We start from the raw sequence: 18634 nt of genomic DNA, 5'->3' as shown, positions 1-18634 counted from the left end.
AGAAAAAATAATAGGAGCTGATTCGAAAGTCTTACAGATTTGTGGATCAGCTCCTATTCACGAATACATGGCGATTCATAAGTACGTCTACAGAAATAAGCCGAAAATTCACAAAATTTTAGAAACACTGAGTAGGTATCATTCATCATCTGTTCCTAGATCCTTGTATTTCTTTAGGCTATCCTCTTCTGTCAAAATTTATCGTTAACCATGTAATATTTCGACGATTTTTTGATTGAAATCAGGAAGATCATCTGGAGTTCGGCTAGTTACTAATTTGTTGTCTACTACAACTGCTTCATCTTTGACGATTGCGCCAGCATAGCCGACATCTGGACGAACGGTTGTGTAAGCAGTCATTGTGCGCCCTTTGGTAAGTCCTGTTTGAATGAACAATTGTGGACCATGGCAAATGGCGAATAACGGTTGATCCTTGTCTAAGAAATAAGACACGAAGGATACAAAACGTGCATCGCTACGCAATTGATCAGGTGAAAAACCGCCAGGAATTAGTAATGCATCGAAGTCTTCAGGTTTCACTTCATCAATTCCTTTGTCGCTTTTGAATTTGGTTCCTTTTTTTCCTGTGATTTCTTGATTGGCTTCAAAGCTGATGATTGTGACTTCGTTGCCATCTTTTTCCAGTGCTTCTTTTGGAGAGGATAGTTCAACATCCTCGACTAAATCCGTAACAATCGCTGCAATTTTTTTGGTCATTGAATTTCCATCCTTTCTTTTAAGTACATTTTAACCCTAAAGGATAATCGCCAAGAGTTCAAATAATATGTTTGGGATGATAGACTCCGCTTGGTTCTTTGATTGCTTTTTACATTTTTGAGAGTACAATTATTTACAGAACATAAAGTGAAAAAGGAGCTATGTATAATGATAATCGGACTTGTCTTTTTAGCTTTGGGAATTTGGCAGCTTTGGATAACGAAGCGTTCTTTTTCTAAATTGAGGAATAAAGGGAACGAAGCTACATCTCCTTTCGTAATGTTTAGTTTGTGGAGTAGCCTAGTAATGGCGATTATATTTTTGGTTATTGCGTATAATGTTATTGTAGGAAAATTTCGGTTTTTAATTGATGGCAGTTTAGGATAGTAGCGATAACATTTACCATTATGTCGCCTATAAGGAGAAGCGCTGATGTAATGCTAGATAAGCAGGAAAAGAATTGTCACTTTCTATTTACAAATTTTGTTATTAAAAAAATTCTTTTTGTAAAATCTGTTGACAGCGCTTTCTGTGTTTGGTAAGCTAATTTTGAATTAAATAGACCATTTGATGGATAGTGATTGTTTAAATACAAGCTAAACCTGATGAGATACGTACGATTATTTGTCGTACCCTCATTGGGTTTTTTTTGTTGCTCTAAAACAGGAGGTGAGTTTATAAAAAACAACATTTTTGGGTTTGACATCAATTACAAAGCTATCTATCATTTTAAGTGAACGAAGTCGGTGGAAATGATTTTTAGTAGCGAATGTCACAGAACGGAGGAGCATTGAATGCAGATTCAGAAGATTTTGAATAACAATGTAGTCATCACGACTGATCAAAAAAATAACGAGATTGTCGCGATGGGGCGTGGTCTAGCCTTTCAGAAAAAGATTGGGGATGAGATAGCCGAGGAGGCGATCGATAAAACCTATCACCTTGCGAACAGTGATTTGTTTCATAAGTTTCAAGAACTATTAGTTGATGTTCCGATAACGTACCTGGAAATCGCCAATGACATTATTGATGAGGCGAAGGTTACGTTGAAAAATCCGTTGAACGATTCGCTTTACATTTCAATCACTGATCACTTATATGCAGCAGTCCAGCGAGTTAAAGAAGGTGTTCGGGTTCGAAACTTATTATTGTGGGATGTTAAACGTTTATTCCCCGATGAATTTTCGGTCGGCGTGAATGCTGTGAAAAGAATCGAGGATAAATTTAAAGTCAATCTTGGTGAAGATGAAGCAGGAAATATCGCTTTACACTTAGTGAATGCGCAGTCGGATAGCGAGAATGAAGACGCGTATATGATGGCGGAGTTGATGCAGGAAATCATTCAAATAACCAGCTATTATTTTAAAGTTCAACTGGATGAAGAGTCTGTTTACTTTTATCGCTTTACAACGCATTTGCGCTTCTTCGCTTCACGAATCATGAATCATCGCCAATTAACTGATGAGACAGATGACGAGCTGCTTTTAATTATTCAAAAGAAATATCAAAACGCGTATCAATGCGTAGAAAGAATTGCGGATTTTATTAGGAAAAAATACGATTACGAAATGTCAAATGATGAGAAATTATATTTAACCATTCATATCGCACGATTAGTCCAAAAAGTAAATCAATAGAAATTGGCACCTGCCCGCTTTTCACATTATCCCGGGTTGTTGATTAGTGGAAGGGCATACATCAAAATGAAATAGGAGGAAAAATAGTGGGTAAATATCGTGATTTAGCAGAAAAAATTGTCGAAAATGTCGGTGGCAAAGAAAATATCAATAGTTTAACACATTGTATTACACGTCTACGTTTTAAATTAAAGGATGAAAGCAAATCAAATGATGACGTGCTGAAAAATATGGATGGTGTTGTGACAATTATGCATAGTGCCGGACAATACCAAGTCGTTATTGGTAACCACGTAGGGCAAGTCTACGAAGATGTAGTAGATATGACTGGTCTTGGCGGTGAAAGTAGTGCCCCAGAGGAAGCTTCTGGCAGTCTTTTCGATCGCTTGATTGATGTGATTAGTGGTATTTTCCAACCCTTCTTAGGTGCATTGAGTGCTGGAGGGATGATCAAAGGACTGAACGCGATACTGGTTGCGGCTGGTGTACTAACTGCTGAAAGTGGTACCTACATCGTTTTAAATGCGATTGGTGATGCGATCTTTATGTTCTTACCAATTGCAGTAGCAGTCGCGGCTGCTAAGAAATTTGGTGTGAATCAGTATGTTGGGTTGGTGATCGGTGGTGCCTTATGTTATCCAGCGCTTCAGTTATCAACGCTGACTGCCGGAGGAGATGTTCAGCCACTGTATACGTTGTTTTCCGGAAGTATGTTTGAAAGTCCGGTTTACATGACCTTTATGGGTCTGCCGTTTGTGGCAAACGATTATACAAGCAGTGTTATTCCGTCCATCTTGATTGTTTGGCTAGCAAGTAAATTACAACGGCCGTTACGGAAGATTATTCCAGAAGTGATTCAGAACTTTTTTGTACCATTTTTCTTATTGTTAATTGCTTTGCCGATTGGTTTCCTAGTAATTGGTCCAGTTATCACAATTTTGACTAACATGTTGGCGACTGGTTTTGATAGTTTATTGGCCTTCTCTCCAATCCTATTTGGTTTAATCGTTGGTTTCTTCTGGCAAGTATTAGTTATGTTTGGTCTCCATTGGAGTTTAATCCCGATTGCGATCCTACAGTTAGGTACGATGGGTTACGCAACAGCTCTAACTGGAATGTTCGGTGCCAGCTTTGCACAAACAGCGGCAGTAGCAGCGATGTATTTCCGCTTAAAGAATCCAAAAGAAAAAGCGTTAGTATTACCAGCAGTTGTCTCAGGGATCTGTGGTGTAACAGAGCCGGCGATTTACGGATTATCACTGCCTAAGAAAAAACCATTTGTTTTCTCAATGATCGGTGGTGCCGTTTCTGGTGCGTTCATGACAGCTATGGGTGTTCGTTCATATGTAATGGGAGGACTTGGCGTCTTCGGTATTCCTAGTTATATCAATCAACAAACAGGTGATTCTTCAGGGGCAATCTACTCTGTCATTGCCATTGTGATCGCATCAGTGATTGGATTTGTGTTGACCTTCTTCTTCTGGAAAGACGATACAGTAGTAGAGGAAATACCAGAAGGTCAAAAAGCGATGGAAGTTCGCAAAGAAATCGTGACTTCACCTGTTCAGGGACAAATGATGCCATTATCAACAGCAAGTGATCAAGCGTTTGCGCAAGGTGCATTAGGTAAAGGTGTCGTGATTCATCCGACAGTCGGTGAAGTGGTCGCGCCATTTGATGGTACAGTCATGACGATGTTCCCTACGAAGCATGCAATTGGTTTGATCTCAGATAACGGGTTAGAATTATTGATCCATATTGGTTTGGACACGGTTCAACTGGATGGGAAATTCTTTGAAGCGCATGTAGAGCAAGGCGCGAAAGTAAAACGTGGTGATAAGCTAGTAACCTTTGATATCAAAGCCATTGAAGCGGCTGGTTACAGTGTGGAAACACCAGTGATTGTAACGAACTCAGCGGATTATCTGGACATTATCGAGTCTGATCAAAAAGACGGTGTTTGTAACAATGATGAGTTATTGACCGTATTAGTTTAAGTAGATAGTAAAAAAAGAAGTTCGAGGCGCCTGCCTCGAACTTTAATTTGGTCGAAAAGATTCAGTGAAGCGAATCATTGATTCTGGGGATTCTGCCATAATTTCGGAGCTAGTCTTCCGCTTGTCGGCAAGCTCGCCGATCTCAATCAAATGATTCAGATTTTTTTGATAGTCCTCGGCAAAGACAACGCTGTATAGCACGTCCAGCAGATAGCAGATCGATGAATTAATCGTGAAGTTTGCAATTTTTGAATAAAGCCGCTCCCGAGTCGTTATTCGTAGAACCGCTTGGCTGACGGAAGCGAGTGTGTTGTCACCGATGCTGGTCAGGGCGATAACGGAAATGTTTTGTTTTCGCAAGATTCTCGCGAGTTGCAAGATAAAATTATTCTCTCCAGTATAAGAAATCAGGATCGCACAGGTATCTTCTTGGCTATTATAAGCTTCATAAGCATCTTCACCCATCGTTTGACTAGTGACGACGTTTTTTTGGATGCGGCGCATTTTTAAAGCAAAATCTTGAGATATCAATAAGTTGGCATTGCTTCCGAAAATTTTGATATGCTTGGCGTTCAACAAGAGCTGTTTTGCCTTTTGCAGGTCATCATGATTCAACAGGCTCAAGGTGTCATCGATTGTTGTTCGTTCTAATGAAGCAATTTTGTTTGCGATGGTCATGATACCGTCATTGGTTTGAAAAGGAAAATTGGCATCGACATCTTCAAAGTAGGTTTGAAGATAGGTTTGTTCCGCTAAAAATTCTGTACGTAGTTCCAGCCACCCCTTATAGCCTAGTTTTTTCGCAACGCGAATCAAGGTAGAGGGATGGACGAAATTGGCTTCCGCGATTTCTTTAATAGTCATGGGTTCAATCGCTGTTCCCTTTTCTAAAATGTATGTGACTAAGGCTGTCTCTGCATTAGAAAAATCAGTTTGTTTCATTTTCTCTGATAAGAGCATTGTGAACACACCTCCTATTTACGTTTATTGTAGATCATTTGTAAACGAATATGGGCTTTTTTAAGAAAAATCTGAGAATATCCATCTATATTTACAAAATTAACCGTTTTCAGTAGAGAGTTTGTAAAAATGTATGGAATGACTTGTGAACAGATTGAATAGAAGTTTTACATCGTAGATAATTAGTTTGTAAATAAAAACAGAAGGAGTCGATTGAATGTCAGCAGGAGTAAAGATCGCTACAATTGGTGGAGGAAGCAGCTATACACCGGAATTAATGGAAGGTTTTATCAAACGTTATGATGAGTTACCAGTGCGTGAAATCTGGTTAGTCGATATTGAAGCAGGCCGTGAAAAGGTTGAGATCGTTGGTGCGATGGCACAACGGATGTGGGATGCTTCGCCTTATGATGTAAAAGTTCATATTACCTTAGACCGCGAAGAAGCCTTGAAGGACGCAGATTTTGTAACGACGCAATTCCGTGTTGGTTTATTAGAAGCACGAATCAAAGACGAACGTATTCCCGCTTACTATGGCATGTTAGGACAAGAAACGAATGGTGCCGGCGGAATGTTCAAAGCGTTCCGAACAGTTCCGATCATTTTAGAAATTGTTGAAGACATGAAGCGTTTATGTCCAGATGCCTGGTTAATCAACTTTGCCAACCCAAGCGGCATGGTGACTGAAGCAGTTGTTCGTTATGGTAAATGGGACAAAGTAATTGGCTTGTGTAATGTTCCGGTGATGGCGCAAATGGTGGAGCCTGAGATGTTAGGCAAAGAGCCAGATGAATTGATCTATAAATTTGCTGGCTTGAATCATTTCCATTGGCATAAAGTAACTGATAATCACGGCAAAGATGTGACACAAGAGATCATTAATAAAATGTACGAAGGCGACGAAACAGGGATGCCGAAAAATATCCATGATATTCCATTCCCAAGAGAGATTTTAGAACAAATGCAAATGATTCCTTGTGGGTACCATCATTATTACTACCAAGAGGAAGAAACGTTGGCTCATGCCTTAGAAGAATACAAAACCATCGGCACACGTGCTCAACAAGTGAAGCAAACAGAAACAGAATTGTTTGAATTGTACAAAGACCCGAACTTGGATTACAAACCAGAACAATTAAGTCAACGTGGCGGTGCTTACTATTCTGATGCAGCATGTGAATCAATCGCGTCAATTTATGCTAACAAAAATACGCAATTAGTTGTTTCGACGAAAAATGACGGTGCTGTGCCAGATCTGCCAGCAGACTGTGTCGTTGAAGTTTCTGCTTATATTGGCGGACAAGGCGCTCGTAATGTTGCCTTTGGTGAATTGCCAACAGCAGAACGCGGGTGGCTGCAAGTGATGAAAGCCATGGAATTGTTAACGATCGAAGCTGCCGTAACTGGTGATTACAACACAGCGTTACAAGCATTTACCATCAACCCGATGATTCGTTCAGGTAAAACAGCGCAACGGATTATGGATGAATTATTTATTGTACACAAAGATCATTTGCCAAACTTCAAAGAAACTATTGAACGCCTAGAAAAAGAAGGTATCGAAGTGCAAGACGAAGTGGCACGTGAATTAGATATGGAAAAAGTATAGAAAGTAGGAATCAAACAATGGGATTTAGAAAAGACTTTTTATGGGGCGGAGCGACTGCTGCTAATCAATGTGAAGGTGGTTATAACGAAGGCGGACGCGGACTAGCAAATGTTGACCTTGCACCGGTGGGTGAAGATCGTTTTGCCGTTATCGCAGGGAAAAAGAAAATGTTTGATTTTGACGATGCGCATTTTTACCCAGCAAAAGAAGCGATCGATATGTATCATCATTGGAAAGAAGATATTGCGCTGTTTGCGGAAATGGGTTTCAAAACCTATCGTCTGTCATTAGCATGGAGCCGAATCTTCCCTAAAGGCGACGAAAAGGAACCAAATGAAGAAGGCCTGAAATTCTACGAGGACATCTTCAAGGAATGTAAAAAATACGGGATCGAACCTTTAGTAACGATTACGCACTTTGACTGTCCAATGCACTTAGTGGAAAAATATGGCGCATGGCGCAGCCGCGAATTAGTTGGCTTCTACGAAAACTTATGTAACGTGATCTTCAATCGTTACAAAGGATTAGTCAAATACTGGTTGACCTTCAATGAAATCAACATGATCTTACACGCACCATTTATGGGGGCAGGTCTGTACTTTGAAGAAGACGAAAATGAAGAGCAAATCAAATACCAAGCAGCCCATCACGAATTAGTGGCATCTGCGATTGCAACGAAGATCGCTCATGAAGTCGATCCAGAAAACCAAGTCGGCTGTATGCTAGCGGCAGGTTCTTACTATCCATATACACCAAAACCAGACGATGTGTGGGCAGGACGTCAAGAAGAACGTCAAAACTATTTTTTCATTGATGTGCAATCACGTGGGGAATATCCAGCGTATGCAGTGAAGGAAATGGAACGCAAAGGGATCGAAGTGAAGATGGAAGAAGGCGACAAAGAGCTATTGAAAGCTCACACCGTTGACTTCATCTCATTCTCTTACTATTCATCTCGTGTAGCTACGACTAACCCTGAATTGTTGGAACAAACCAGCGGCAATATCTTTGCTTCTGTGAAGAACCCTTACTTGGAATCAAGCGAATGGGGCTGGCAGATTGATCCACTTGGCTTACGGATCACGATGAATGACCTGTACGATCGCTACCAAAAACCATTATTCATTGTAGAAAACGGGCTTGGAGCGATTGATACCCCAGATGAAAATGGCTATGTTGAGGACGATTATCGAATCGACTACTTAGCGCAGCACGTTCAAGCGATGAAGGATGCAGTGGACTTAGATGGAGTGGATTTATTAGGCTACACCACTTGGGGCTGTATCGACCTCGTGTCTGCCGGAACAGGTGAAATGAAGAAACGTTATGGCTTCATTTACGTAGACCGCGACAACGAAGGTAACGGAACCTTGAAACGCAGCAAGAAAAAATCCTTTGATTGGTATAAGAAAGTCATTGCAACCAACGGAGAAGATTTAAGTAATTAAGGAAAACGAGTGTGTGGCAATTACTTTTGCCACACACTCGTTTCGTCTTGATCTACTAATGTAAGGTAATTCCAACCCATACAATCTGCGGAGAAACAATAAAAAGTAATGGGAAATCCATTTTAGATTTTGTCCTCCGAAAGTATAGCGGCAACTGTAGAGTAGCTTTTAAACAAACTTTCGAAGGATGAAAAAGTGAACGATTTGTCTGGAAAGATTCTTTCCAGACTCTTTTTATTACGTGTTAAACATTGCACTTGTTAGATAGTAAAAGCTAGACAACAAGATGATTCGTGAGGACAAGGAGAAAAAAGTGAGGGTTCTCCGATGAATCATAATCTACTAGAATGGAGCATTTCAAAAAAACAGAACAGAACGAATCCTAGTTGTGTATCCAAAAATTATCATTTGAAACAGCCAGCATCATTAAAAGTATAGTGAACTGCTATCTGCTGCTAACTCTAAATAAGAGAAAAATTCTGCAAGCAATAACAATCTTCTGAAATATGTACTTTACCTCTGTATTTCATTATCAGAATCCCCCAAGTAGTTTAAAAAATCAATAGTGAATTATTCGAAGAATTACACAATTCAATGTAAAGCTATTCTTATAAAATGAGCTTTTTGTGTTGTCTGTGATAAATGGCATTAAAAGTTTTAGAATAGGCTTCCTTTTACGGTTATTGCTAGAATGTTTTCTTAAGTAATCGGCTAAACTTCTTGAATCGTCAGATTTAATATTTTAATCAATTCAATTGAATAGAAATATTAGAATAAAAAGACGATTTTTAAGCTATTTAGAAAATTATATAAATAATTAATCGGAAATCAAATGCAACAAATGTTATATCTGAGTATTTTTTTGATTTTGAATTTATGGTAGAAAAAATTCAATTTTTTTAATTGGTATTTTTAAAATGAGTAATAATATTTTTTAATGATTATTAAAAAAAAGAACTAAATAACAAAAAAATATTTAAGAATTAATTGTTTGTTGATTCCCTGAGCTTTTTAATAACCATAAATAAATAAATGGTGAAAAAGCAAGGGGAAATAAGATTGGTTATTATGTATATAAGGAAAAAATCGTAAAGAAAATGGGTTGAATATTATAGTTACAGAGGATTATTAGTTTTCTATTGGCTATCAAATAATCTTTATGTTGAAAAAATAATAAACAAAAAAACGAAATTAATTTGAAAAAGTTAAGCGTAAGAGGTGAACTTGATTAAAATAGTATAAATTCGATGGCTATTTTGATATGGAACGATACATTTTTTCGGGTATCAGCGAAGATTGATGATTCACACATATGATGGTTGGTCACTGTTAGTTGGAATTTTATGTGAGTTGTAGATTCATTATGCTGAGTATCCGATTTTTTCATATTTAAAAAATAGTCTTTTGTTACGTTCTAAAAGGGGAAGAACAAAGGGGATGATGAAATGGATTTCAGAGAGGTTTTGGGGACAAGCAGTTTGAGACGACTGCGTTTTGTTGAGCTTCTCTATGCAAGTCAAGTTGGGTTGCCAAGTGATCAATTATTAGAAGAGCTGGAATGTTCATTACCAATTTTGTTGAAGGATGTCAAGTTGATTAACGATGAGCAAGAGGATTTTCATATTGAGAAATTCAAAGGGCTTTATCAAATTAATGTCAAGCCGCATGTGAGTATCAACCGATTGTATGCAGACGTTCTTCAACAAGCACCAGAATTTCAGATTATTGAAGAATTGCTTTATGAAAAGTGTTCAAGCATTAGTGATTTAGCAGAAAAACTTTATCTTAGTGCCTCAAATACACAACGTTACTTAAAGAAACTTGAAACCGCCCTAAAGAAAGCAGGAATAAAACTGGATTACCGCCCGTTGCGGATTGAAGGAAAGGAAAGTGTTATCCGACATTTCTACTATCGCTATTTTTTAGAAAAATCGGATCATGTCGATTCACTTTTTTCAAATTTAAAGGAATACCAGATTAAAGCGATAACCAATTTAGTGGATCAGTTTATTCAGGTTAACCATTTAGAAAATCGTCATATTTTTAGAAAACGATTAAGCTACAACATTTATATCAGTCTATGGCGAATCAAAAATGGTCGACGATATCCTGCAAATGAATTGATAAGTCCGTTAAGCTTGCCTGATGAGGAAACTTTAGAAGCGTTTGAGAGAATCGCTTTAGAGTCTTTTCGAGTTCGGTTAACGGAGGAAGATATCAAGGATTGTTTATGGTTGTCATATGCGGATATGCTGATTTTCAGCGAGGATCAATGGAAATCTGCGATGAAGCAAAGTAGGATCTATCGCGATTTGTATCAAAAGCATTATGAGTTGGTTGAAGATTTTAATCGTTTACTAGGTCGCTCGTTGGGGGACCTAGAAATGAACGAACTGACGATTATACTGGTGAATGATCAACGGATGTATCCACCTAAAGGGCGCTACATTGATATTTTATACCGTCAACGAGGGATTTTCTTAGAAAAGATGATGGAAACTCATTATCAAGCGGTGAAGAAGGTCCTGAAAATCGCCGAATCCTTTGTGAAGAAATACCGTATTTACCAAGAAACTGATTTTATCTGGAATTACACCTATCTGTTGATAACAATGGTTCCTCAAAGTTTAAATTTATTAGCGAGCGCGGATCAGCCTCTAAAGATTCTACTGCTTTCTGAATTGTCGCCAACCGAGGAAGTTTTTTTAGCAGAACAGATTGAAGAACGGATCTATGGAAATTTTAAGATTCATTTTGTAGAGGAGCGTTCTCGGGATTCACGGATCACGATTAGTGAATTGATGAAATATGACGCGTTGGTTACTTCAAGTAGTGTAGAAGAAGTACCCTATGATTATCCTACAGTGATCATTGATCCTTTTTTAACTAATCAAAACATCGTTCAGCTGCAACAGTTGATCAGTGATCTTTCGGGATAAATAAGAGGAACAGGAAGCACTCATTGTAGTTGTGCAATATTGTCGTGTAAGAGAAATTTTCATACGGTAATAGATTCAGCTTTTTGCACGCCAAGCGAGGACATCTGGGATTGCTTTTCCTTTTTCATCTGATGATCGGTATTCTCAAGGATATTGGACGAAGAAAGCCATATCTGGTGTTTGCGGGAATTCGCTCGTACCTGTTCATAGGCTACTTGTCTAACGTTTGCAGATGTGATAAATGATTCGTATTCATATGTTTTGCCATTTTGCGTTTGATTTGGCGGACCGTGCGGTCTTTCTTAGTAAGGGTAGTTTGAGGAACACAATTTGGTGATTTTGCGATCGTACGATTGGATAATGGTTGATCGATTTGTTTCCAAGCTTCAATTTTCTTTCGTTCTTGATACTCAAGTCAATTCGCTAAATAATTAATAACTGAATAGTCATAAGGATGAGGCGAGTGTTTGCCTCATCCTTTTTCTTTTCTATACGAAAGTAGTAAATAGCAGATTTCGGAAGTCTCTTTACAGTTGATGTTTCCTTTACTAATTAAGTGGAAATCTATTGATCAAATAAGGAGATAAAAAGAAAATAGACACATTATATTCATACTTGCCTCGGAAATAGATATTTCCGAGGTCTTTTTTTGTTTTTTTTTGACGAAAAATTCAAAAGGTAAATTTTTTTTACGACAATCAAACTTTATTATTCTTTAAATCAAATTAAGTAATTGGGTCCAATAACACTAAAGGTTATAAAAAAGATAAAACAACGCTGAAATATCATATTTGAATAACTAAAAAATATAAAAAAACATATTCAGCGAGAGAAAATGATATCAGTTATCATATTGTTATGCGGAAGGGAGAGTGGGTGAAAAAAGGGTGAAAGGAGGAATTTATGAAATGAAAAAGAAGCACTTACTCATGTTGGTTGTTCTACTATTTTCTTTTATTACAGAAACACTACCATCACTAGTTACTGCGTATGCCGAAACAACGAAAACGGAACTGATCAATGAAAAGTTCTTAAAAGTCTCCTATGAATATGAATCATTAGAAGATACAAATCGTTGGCGAATCACGTTTAGCAGGCAAAGCGAAGAGAGTGATAAAGAACAGCGTCTCAAATTGAAAGTAACAAATGAGAAAAGAAAAGTGATCACGTATCCAACGATTAAGAACATGGATGAGAAGGATGAATGGCTAATTGAAAAGAACTATTCAGCTTCCATGGAAGGACAACTCGTTTTTGAGTTACCGAAATCAACAAAGAAACTCAATTTAGATGTTCAACTAGACGAGCAGACACTTTCTAACGGAAAAGACGCGAAGATACAGGAAAACATTCTTGATATCAAAGAATCCTTTGTTCTTAAAGCGCAGGATACAAAAGAAGAAACAAAAACTTCTGAGAGTAAAGCAGCGGTCAAAACAAGTTCAGAAGATTTTATCGGTCCGCCTGAACCAGAAGAAGTTGTGCCAGTACCAGCAACGGCAGTTCCAAACAATGGGTTGCTTCGGATGGACCCACCGAAATATACCAATAAAGCACCCGTGTATACGTCGAATAACGGCACCTATCCTACTTGCTATTGGACGCCGACCGGACAGTCAAACGTTCGCAATCATCAAGGTGGTTATGAGAAAGAATCTGGTTGGGATGGATTAACGAGTTGGGATGTCTCATCAGATGACCATACGAAATCGTATATCAAATATGGTGAGAATAAATCAAAACCTAATATTGAATTGCGAAAATATGCGAGTGAGACATCTAAAGAAGATGAATTTAATGTTCGTCTAAATGTCCGAGGTAGAACAATTCCAAAACCTGGGGTGGATGTTTGTTTTGTATTGGATAATTCCGCTTCGATGATTCAATCACATGGAAATATTGGCGGGATGACGAGAAAAACATTAGCAGTCAACTCGTTACAAAAATTGATCGATAAGTTCAAAGCGGCTAACCCAGATACTGACAGCCTTCGTATTGGTGGAGTAATTTACTCTTCGCCTGATTATTCAGGAAACCAAATTGTTCCTATGTCTGCCAACTCGACAGGCTGGCAAAACGTAGTAGATAGGTATAAAAGTATTGATTCAGATGGAAATACCTTCACACAAAAAGCATTAATGGATGCACAAACAATGTTGAATAATGCTAGTGGGACCAATCGGCGAAAAGTCATTTTCCTTTTGACTGATGGCGCGCCGAATATGAGTGAAGTACCGATATCTGGTCATTCGGATTCAAGTATCTATTACGATGGGTTGCGAATTGATTCAAACCATCCTAGTCCACCTCCAATTTATGATGGGTCTCTGATCTATAATGGACGTTATTGGGGACTTCCAGAAAGGGAGCCTAATGGTGAAAGATATTTTACGGTATATAAACCTTCGGGAATCGCAGTAGGAACTACGGGCCAACGAATTTATAGTCATTTGACGCCTGCCAATTCGACTGCAGCGGATATCAAAGATCAAGGAATGGAGATTAATTCCATCGCTATCAATATCCAAAAAAACTTTACAGTAGAACGGCATTCAAGGGATGAATTGGTCACTGGTTTGTATCGTATGGCTTCCAAAAAGGCGAACGCTTCTGGAGATTCACAGGCTGATTACCAATTTTATCATGCTAGTACAACAGGTGATTTTGACATTTCTTTTGATGATTGGTTTAACTCAGTCATTCAAACAGTAGATAAAGGCGTTATTGAAGATCCAATCGGAGATATGTTTGAGCTAGTAGGAAAACCTACTGTTAAGGAAATCAAAAAAAGCGGTGTGCCAGCAATTGAAACAAGCAAGCTGCCGAACGATCCGGTTGTGATAAACAATACGATCAAGGTAGATAACATCAATCTTTATGGTCAGCAAGAAGTTCAATTAGATTACAAACTTCGGTTAAAAACAGACGCTGTGAATTATGAAGGCGACACATGGTATCAAACGAACGGAAGAACGACACTTACACCAACGCCTGAACGAACGACGGATAAGCTAGATTTTGGTGTACCGTCAGCGAAAGGCAAGTCGAATAAGTTCGAAATTCCGGTTGAGAAGAAATGGTCTGATTCGCATATGAGCACAGATAACTACTGGGGACTTCGCGCAAACAGTGTCAAAGTTGTTCTACAAAGAAAAAGTGGTAATTCATGGGTGGATGTTGAAACGAAAACATTAAATGCGGCGAATAATTGGAAAACATCATTTTCGGCGGAAAGTGGCAGCACTATCTACAGGGTCGTTGAGCCTTCAAGGACAACGGGGTATGCCAAGCCGGATTCCAATGTGGATGAATTTACCGCGAAAACATTACCGAGCAAAGGGGTTCAAATTACGAATAAGTTGCTGAAGGGGGCAACGGTCTTTTGTAAGTATAAGGAAGACGGGAAGACACCATTTACGTCAGATTTGCCACGATTTACTGTAAGGCGTAAATCAGATGGCAAGCTATTGGTGAGCGACCTTGAGCCGAATACTAGGGGGCAAGTAGTCATCACAGATATTCCACTCGGTGATTTTGTTGTAGAAGAGACCTATGTGCCTCAAGGCTATGACAAGATGGCTGATATCGATGTGAAGGCAGTCGAAAATTCCGCAGGTACAGACCTTAATATTACTGTAAACGGCAAGACTTCCTTGCATGAGGTAACCAATAAGCTAACGAAAGACTTGGAGATTCCAGTCGAGAAGCTCTGGTCAGACAGCTATCGGGGAACTGAAAATTATTGGGGACTTCGAACAAACTACGTGAGAGTGACATTGCAGAAGAGAACGGGAAGTACGTGGGAGGATGTCGAATCCTTGACATTGACACCGATCGACAGTTGGAAAGGGGTATTCCAAAATGTCGAGGGCGGGAACACCGTCTATCGAGTGGTCGAGGAAACACGAACAACGGGCTATGCCAAGCCAACCTACAATTATGGAACGAGCTTCACTGCTGAAACGAAACCAAAAGATGGCATCAAACTGACGAACAAATTATTGACCGGTAAGGTGGTTCTTTGCAAGTACATGGATGATGGCAAGACACCGTTTAGCAAGGATAAACCTAAATTCACCATCACCCGCAGGTCAGACGGCAGAGTATTAGCGACAGATATTGAACCAGATGCGAATGGACAAGTAACCATCGAAAATATTCCAATGGGCGACTTCATCATTGAAGAATCCTATGTACCAGCAGGATATGAAAAAATGGCAAACCTCGATCTCAAAGCAGTGGAAAACGCTGCGGGAACGGCTTTAACCATTACGCTGAATGGCAAATCGTCACCGTATAAAGTCACGAATAAGCTGGCTGATTTCAAGTTGAAGATCAAAAAAGTCGATGAAGATGGAAATGAACTTCGCGGAGCAAGCTTCCGCTTGATCGGTACGAACTATGATCAAACGGAGACTGGCGGACCATATTTCGAATTTAGTGGATTGCGACCAGGGGAATACAGTCTGTCTGAAACGGTCGTTCCAAATGGGTATCAAGGAATGAGCGGCACCGTTCGAATCAGTATTTCGCAAGCGGGCGTTGTTAGTATTCAATCGAATCCAAATGTCAGCGGCTCAGGTGGTGTCGGTAATCCAAATCTTATTCAATTGACTGTCACAAATAGGAAACGCGGCACGGGTCCGATGCCTAGTACAGGCGGATCGGGAACGGCGATGTTCTTCAAAGTAGCACTTGGGGTTATCTCTACAGCAGGAGGACTGCTTGGCAGCCTTTACTGGCTTCACACGAAGAGGAGGGGATCGTAATGAAAAAAATGATTCTTCTCTTGGGACTTATTCTGGGAATTTGTAACATGGGGGTTACTGCTTTTGCAGAGGAAAGTCTAGTGGAAGTACTGATCAAGACCAGACCGGAAACCGGTCCTGTATACGAAGGGACCGAGCAAATCACGTTGGATATCTATGATTTGACCGAATGGCGTCAAAAACGCGCCAGTAATGAAAAGGACGATAAGAAGTATATCATGGACACCTATCCGACCAAAGAACGATTAGAAGCATTTGTTCAAACAGAACAATTAAAGAAGGTCAATCAAACACCATACGCAGTGGATGATAAAGGGGAAATCACACTAAGCGTATCACGGCAGCAGAATAACCAAGATGCTGCCTATCTGATCCTTTCTTCAGGTGAAACAGGCAACTATCATATGGTGCCGATCATTATTTATTTGCCACAGAAAATGACGGATACGCTAAGGGAAGCGGACAAGCTGGAGATCACCTGTAAATATCGTGAGCTTACAGTGACACCGCCAACCTCTGAACCACCACCGTCAACGACTACTACAACTAAATCGACCGAACCGCCGATTACAGATAGCTCAGGACCAAGGAAAGATTTACCAAAGACGATTGGAACACCAAGTGGAGGGGAGGGACCAGGGTATTCAGGAAAGGAGCTTCCTTCTACAAACGAGTTGATACGTAATTATTGTTTTCTAGGGTTGTTGCTAATGAGTGTTGGTTTAGTTGGATTAACCAAAAATAAGGGGGAAAAAAATTATGAAAAATAAGAAAAAATGGATTGCATTGTTAACGACATTGCTGTGCATGATTCCTTTACTAGCAGGGGTGCTAGGCGGAGGAGAACGTGCTTATGCCGCAGATTCAGTTAACGTGACATTGCACAAGAAAAAAATGGATGAGTTTCCAAATAGCAGTATCGAAAATACTGGGGAGCTAATGCCAGGCTTCGATCGCTATGAAGGATTACCTGGGATCACATTTACTGCTTGGGATATTTCCACAGATTTTTACGCGGCATTAAATGCTACATTGACAGGAAATGAAACAGATGCTGAATACAATACAAAAGCCAAAGCTGTGATGGATGCATTTGTTTTAAATAAAACAACAGCTACTCAAGTACCCGGCGATCAAACCACTGATGCAAATGGTGAAGCAAACTTTGCGAACTTGCCAACGAAAAACGCTGACGGCACATATAAAGTATACTACTTTGAAGAACATGCTTCACAAGGCGTAGAAATTGGTTCATACAAATTAATCTTGATGCTTCCATTAAAAGGCAGCAATGGTCAAGATCTACAAAACATTCATTTGTATCCTAAGAACAAAGTAGAAGGCGAAGACCCTGAGAAAGAATTAGTGGATGATAACGGCGATCCATTACCACCACGTCCAGCAGGTGCTTACGACTTTGAAGTTGGACAACAAATTCATTACCGTGCAAGCTTTGTGATTCCTAGCCAAATTGGTGATCTTGTTAACGGAGCACCTCGTTATACGAAATTAGAATTCAAAGATGCGGTTGACCAAACAGGTGTGAAATTCGAAGGAATTGATCAAATCGTGATTGGTGGTACGGCTGTTACCCCAGCGACTTTCTTAGCGAATGCAACAGATGACTATTATAATACAGCGGCACCGTTCACTGGCTATGCTGGATTTAATATTGCAATGAACTTGACAGGTGCTGCGGGACCTGCAACAGCGCAATACTTAAGTCAATATGCTGGACAAAGAATTGAATTTTACTACACTGTTTCATTCACAGATGAAACACCAGTCGACTTGGACATCAACAACGAATTTACTGTAACAATGAATCATGATGGTGGACAAGATGATGTGAAAACAAATGATCCAATCGATCCAATCATCACTGGCGGTAAAAAATTCTTCAAACATGAAGATGGCGAAACAAAAGGATTAGCTGGTGCGGAATTCGTTGTTATCAGAGAAGTAAACGGCGTAGAACAATACCTAACAGTTGGTACAGATTCTAAAACTTGGACGCCAGTTGGACCAAATGAAGACTACGCAAACGCAACAAAATTCATTTCTGATGCAGATGGACGCTTTGAAGTAACTGGTTTAGCATACGGTGACTACATGCTTCGAGAAATCAAAGCGCCAAATGGGTTCCAAAAATTAACCGACGATGTTGATTTCGAAATCGACAAAGATTCTTACAACAACGCAACAGCATTACCAATTGCCAATAGCTCTAAAGGCGGCACGTTACCATCAACTGGTGGAATGGGCATCATTGCCTTTATCGTAATTGGTCTTGGTTTGATGGCAGCAGCAATTGTTCGCTACCGTCGTGTACGTTTTGAAGTTTAATTGATAGAAAAGAATGAGCAGAAGGTGTCTAAGACCTTCTGTTCATTTTTGTCGTTGTAGTGCGTTAACCACACCGATCAAGTAAGAATTAGAGTAAGCGTCAGATAGTAAGGTGTATTAAAAGCCCATCAATCCTCCTGTATACTTAAGGATGATTGATGGGCGTGCTTTTTTTATTAATAGTTAGCTTGGCACTTTCTTTGAACTTCCTG

At 39.4% G+C, this 18634-nt stretch carries 11 protein-coding genes; 9 read left to right on the top strand and 2 right to left on the bottom strand.

Going from position 1 to position 18634, the window contains the following annotated elements; genetic code table 11:
• Positions 1-204 precede the first annotated feature (204 nt).
• The gene (locus KQI58_RS14510) at positions 205-717 is read right to left on the bottom strand and encodes a type 1 glutamine amidotransferase domain-containing protein (protein ID WP_016181114.1); all 513 of its coding nucleotides are present in this window, start codon (positions 715-717) and stop codon (positions 205-207) included.
• A gap of 168 nt (positions 718-885) precedes the next feature.
• Here KQI58_RS14510 and KQI58_RS14505 point away from each other — a divergent pair, with 168 nt between their 5' ends.
• The 3 genes from KQI58_RS14505 (at position 886) to KQI58_RS14495 (ending at position 4351) form a co-directional block, all read left to right on the top strand.
• Positions 886-1104, top strand: coding sequence for a hypothetical protein (locus KQI58_RS14505; RefSeq protein WP_216409771.1), 219 nt, complete (start codon positions 886-888; stop codon positions 1102-1104).
• 407 nt (positions 1105-1511) lie between these two features.
• Positions 1512-2354: a BglG family transcription antiterminator LicT gene (licT, locus tag KQI58_RS14500; protein ID WP_216409770.1), complete on the top strand. Its 843-nt coding sequence runs from the start codon at positions 1512-1514 to the stop codon at positions 2352-2354.
• 86 nt (positions 2355-2440) lie between these two features.
• Positions 2441-4351 (top strand): beta-glucoside-specific PTS transporter subunit IIABC, encoded by a 1911-nt coding sequence (locus KQI58_RS14495; RefSeq protein WP_216409769.1) that lies wholly within the window; start codon positions 2441-2443, stop codon positions 4349-4351.
• A gap of 42 nt (positions 4352-4393) precedes the next feature.
• On the opposite strand, the gene KQI58_RS14490 is transcribed toward KQI58_RS14495, so the two are convergent.
• Complete coding sequence (locus tag KQI58_RS14490) at positions 4394-5311, bottom strand: MurR/RpiR family transcriptional regulator (RefSeq protein WP_216409768.1); 918 nt, start codon at positions 5309-5311, stop codon at positions 4394-4396.
• A gap of 217 nt (positions 5312-5528) precedes the next feature.
• Between KQI58_RS14490 and KQI58_RS14485 the strand changes: the two genes are divergently transcribed.
• The 6 genes from KQI58_RS14485 (at position 5529) to KQI58_RS14460 (ending at position 18422) form a co-directional block, all read left to right on the top strand.
• Complete coding sequence (locus tag KQI58_RS14485) at positions 5529-6920, top strand: 6-phospho-beta-glucosidase (RefSeq protein ID WP_216409767.1); 1392 nt, start codon at positions 5529-5531, stop codon at positions 6918-6920.
• A 17-nt stretch (positions 6921-6937) separates the two neighbouring features.
• Positions 6938-8368: a 6-phospho-beta-glucosidase gene (locus KQI58_RS14480; RefSeq protein WP_216409766.1), complete on the top strand. Its 1431-nt coding sequence runs from the start codon at positions 6938-6940 to the stop codon at positions 8366-8368.
• 1445 nt (positions 8369-9813) lie between these two features.
• Complete coding sequence (locus KQI58_RS14475) at positions 9814-11307, top strand: helix-turn-helix domain-containing protein (protein ID WP_216409765.1); 1494 nt, start codon at positions 9814-9816, stop codon at positions 11305-11307.
• A gap of 908 nt (positions 11308-12215) precedes the next feature.
• Positions 12216-16076 (top strand): VWA domain-containing protein, encoded by a 3861-nt coding sequence (locus KQI58_RS14470; protein ID WP_216409764.1) that lies wholly within the window; start codon positions 12216-12218, stop codon positions 16074-16076.
• Positions 16076-16846, top strand: a complete 771-nt coding sequence (locus tag KQI58_RS14465) for a hypothetical protein (RefSeq protein ID WP_216409763.1) — start codon at positions 16076-16078, stop codon at positions 16844-16846. The genes KQI58_RS14470 and KQI58_RS14465 overlap by 1 nt, the downstream gene beginning before the upstream one ends.
• Positions 16836-18422, top strand: a complete 1587-nt coding sequence (locus KQI58_RS14460) for a SpaH/EbpB family LPXTG-anchored major pilin (protein WP_216409762.1) — start codon at positions 16836-16838, stop codon at positions 18420-18422. The genes KQI58_RS14465 and KQI58_RS14460 overlap by 11 nt, the downstream gene beginning before the upstream one ends.
• Positions 18423-18634: the final 212 nt, after the last annotated feature.

This window comes from Enterococcus raffinosus (genome assembly GCF_018917525.1).
In the GTDB taxonomy this organism is placed as follows: Bacteria; Bacillota; Bacilli; order Lactobacillales; family Enterococcaceae; genus Enterococcus_A; species Enterococcus_A raffinosus_A.
The sequence above is the reverse complement of the archived record's forward strand: the minus strand, read 5'-3'. Positions and strand labels throughout refer to the sequence as shown.

Coding starts and splice junctions, on each gene's coding strand:
- KQI58_RS14465 (WP_216409763.1), top strand. CDS start 16,076: ATGAAAAAAATGATTCTTCTCTTGGGACTTATTCTGGGAATTTGTAAC.
- licT (WP_216409770.1), top strand. CDS start 1,512: ATGCAGATTCAGAAGATTTTGAATAACAATGTAGTCATCACGACTGAT.
- KQI58_RS14470 (WP_216409764.1), top strand. CDS start 12,216: ATGAAAAAGAAGCACTTACTCATGTTGGTTGTTCTACTATTTTCTTTT.
- KQI58_RS14490 (WP_216409768.1), bottom strand. CDS start 5,311: ATGCTCTTATCAGAGAAAATGAAACAAACTGATTTTTCTAATGCAGAG.
- KQI58_RS14475 (WP_216409765.1), top strand. CDS start 9,814: ATGGATTTCAGAGAGGTTTTGGGGACAAGCAGTTTGAGACGACTGCGT.
- KQI58_RS14505 (WP_216409771.1), top strand. CDS start 886: ATGATAATCGGACTTGTCTTTTTAGCTTTGGGAATTTGGCAGCTTTGG.
- KQI58_RS14485 (WP_216409767.1), top strand. CDS start 5,529: ATGTCAGCAGGAGTAAAGATCGCTACAATTGGTGGAGGAAGCAGCTAT.
- KQI58_RS14510 (WP_016181114.1), bottom strand. CDS start 717: ATGACCAAAAAAATTGCAGCGATTGTTACGGATTTAGTCGAGGATGTT.
- KQI58_RS14460 (WP_216409762.1), top strand. CDS start 16,836: ATGAAAAATAAGAAAAAATGGATTGCATTGTTAACGACATTGCTGTGC.
- KQI58_RS14480 (WP_216409766.1), top strand. CDS start 6,938: ATGGGATTTAGAAAAGACTTTTTATGGGGCGGAGCGACTGCTGCTAAT.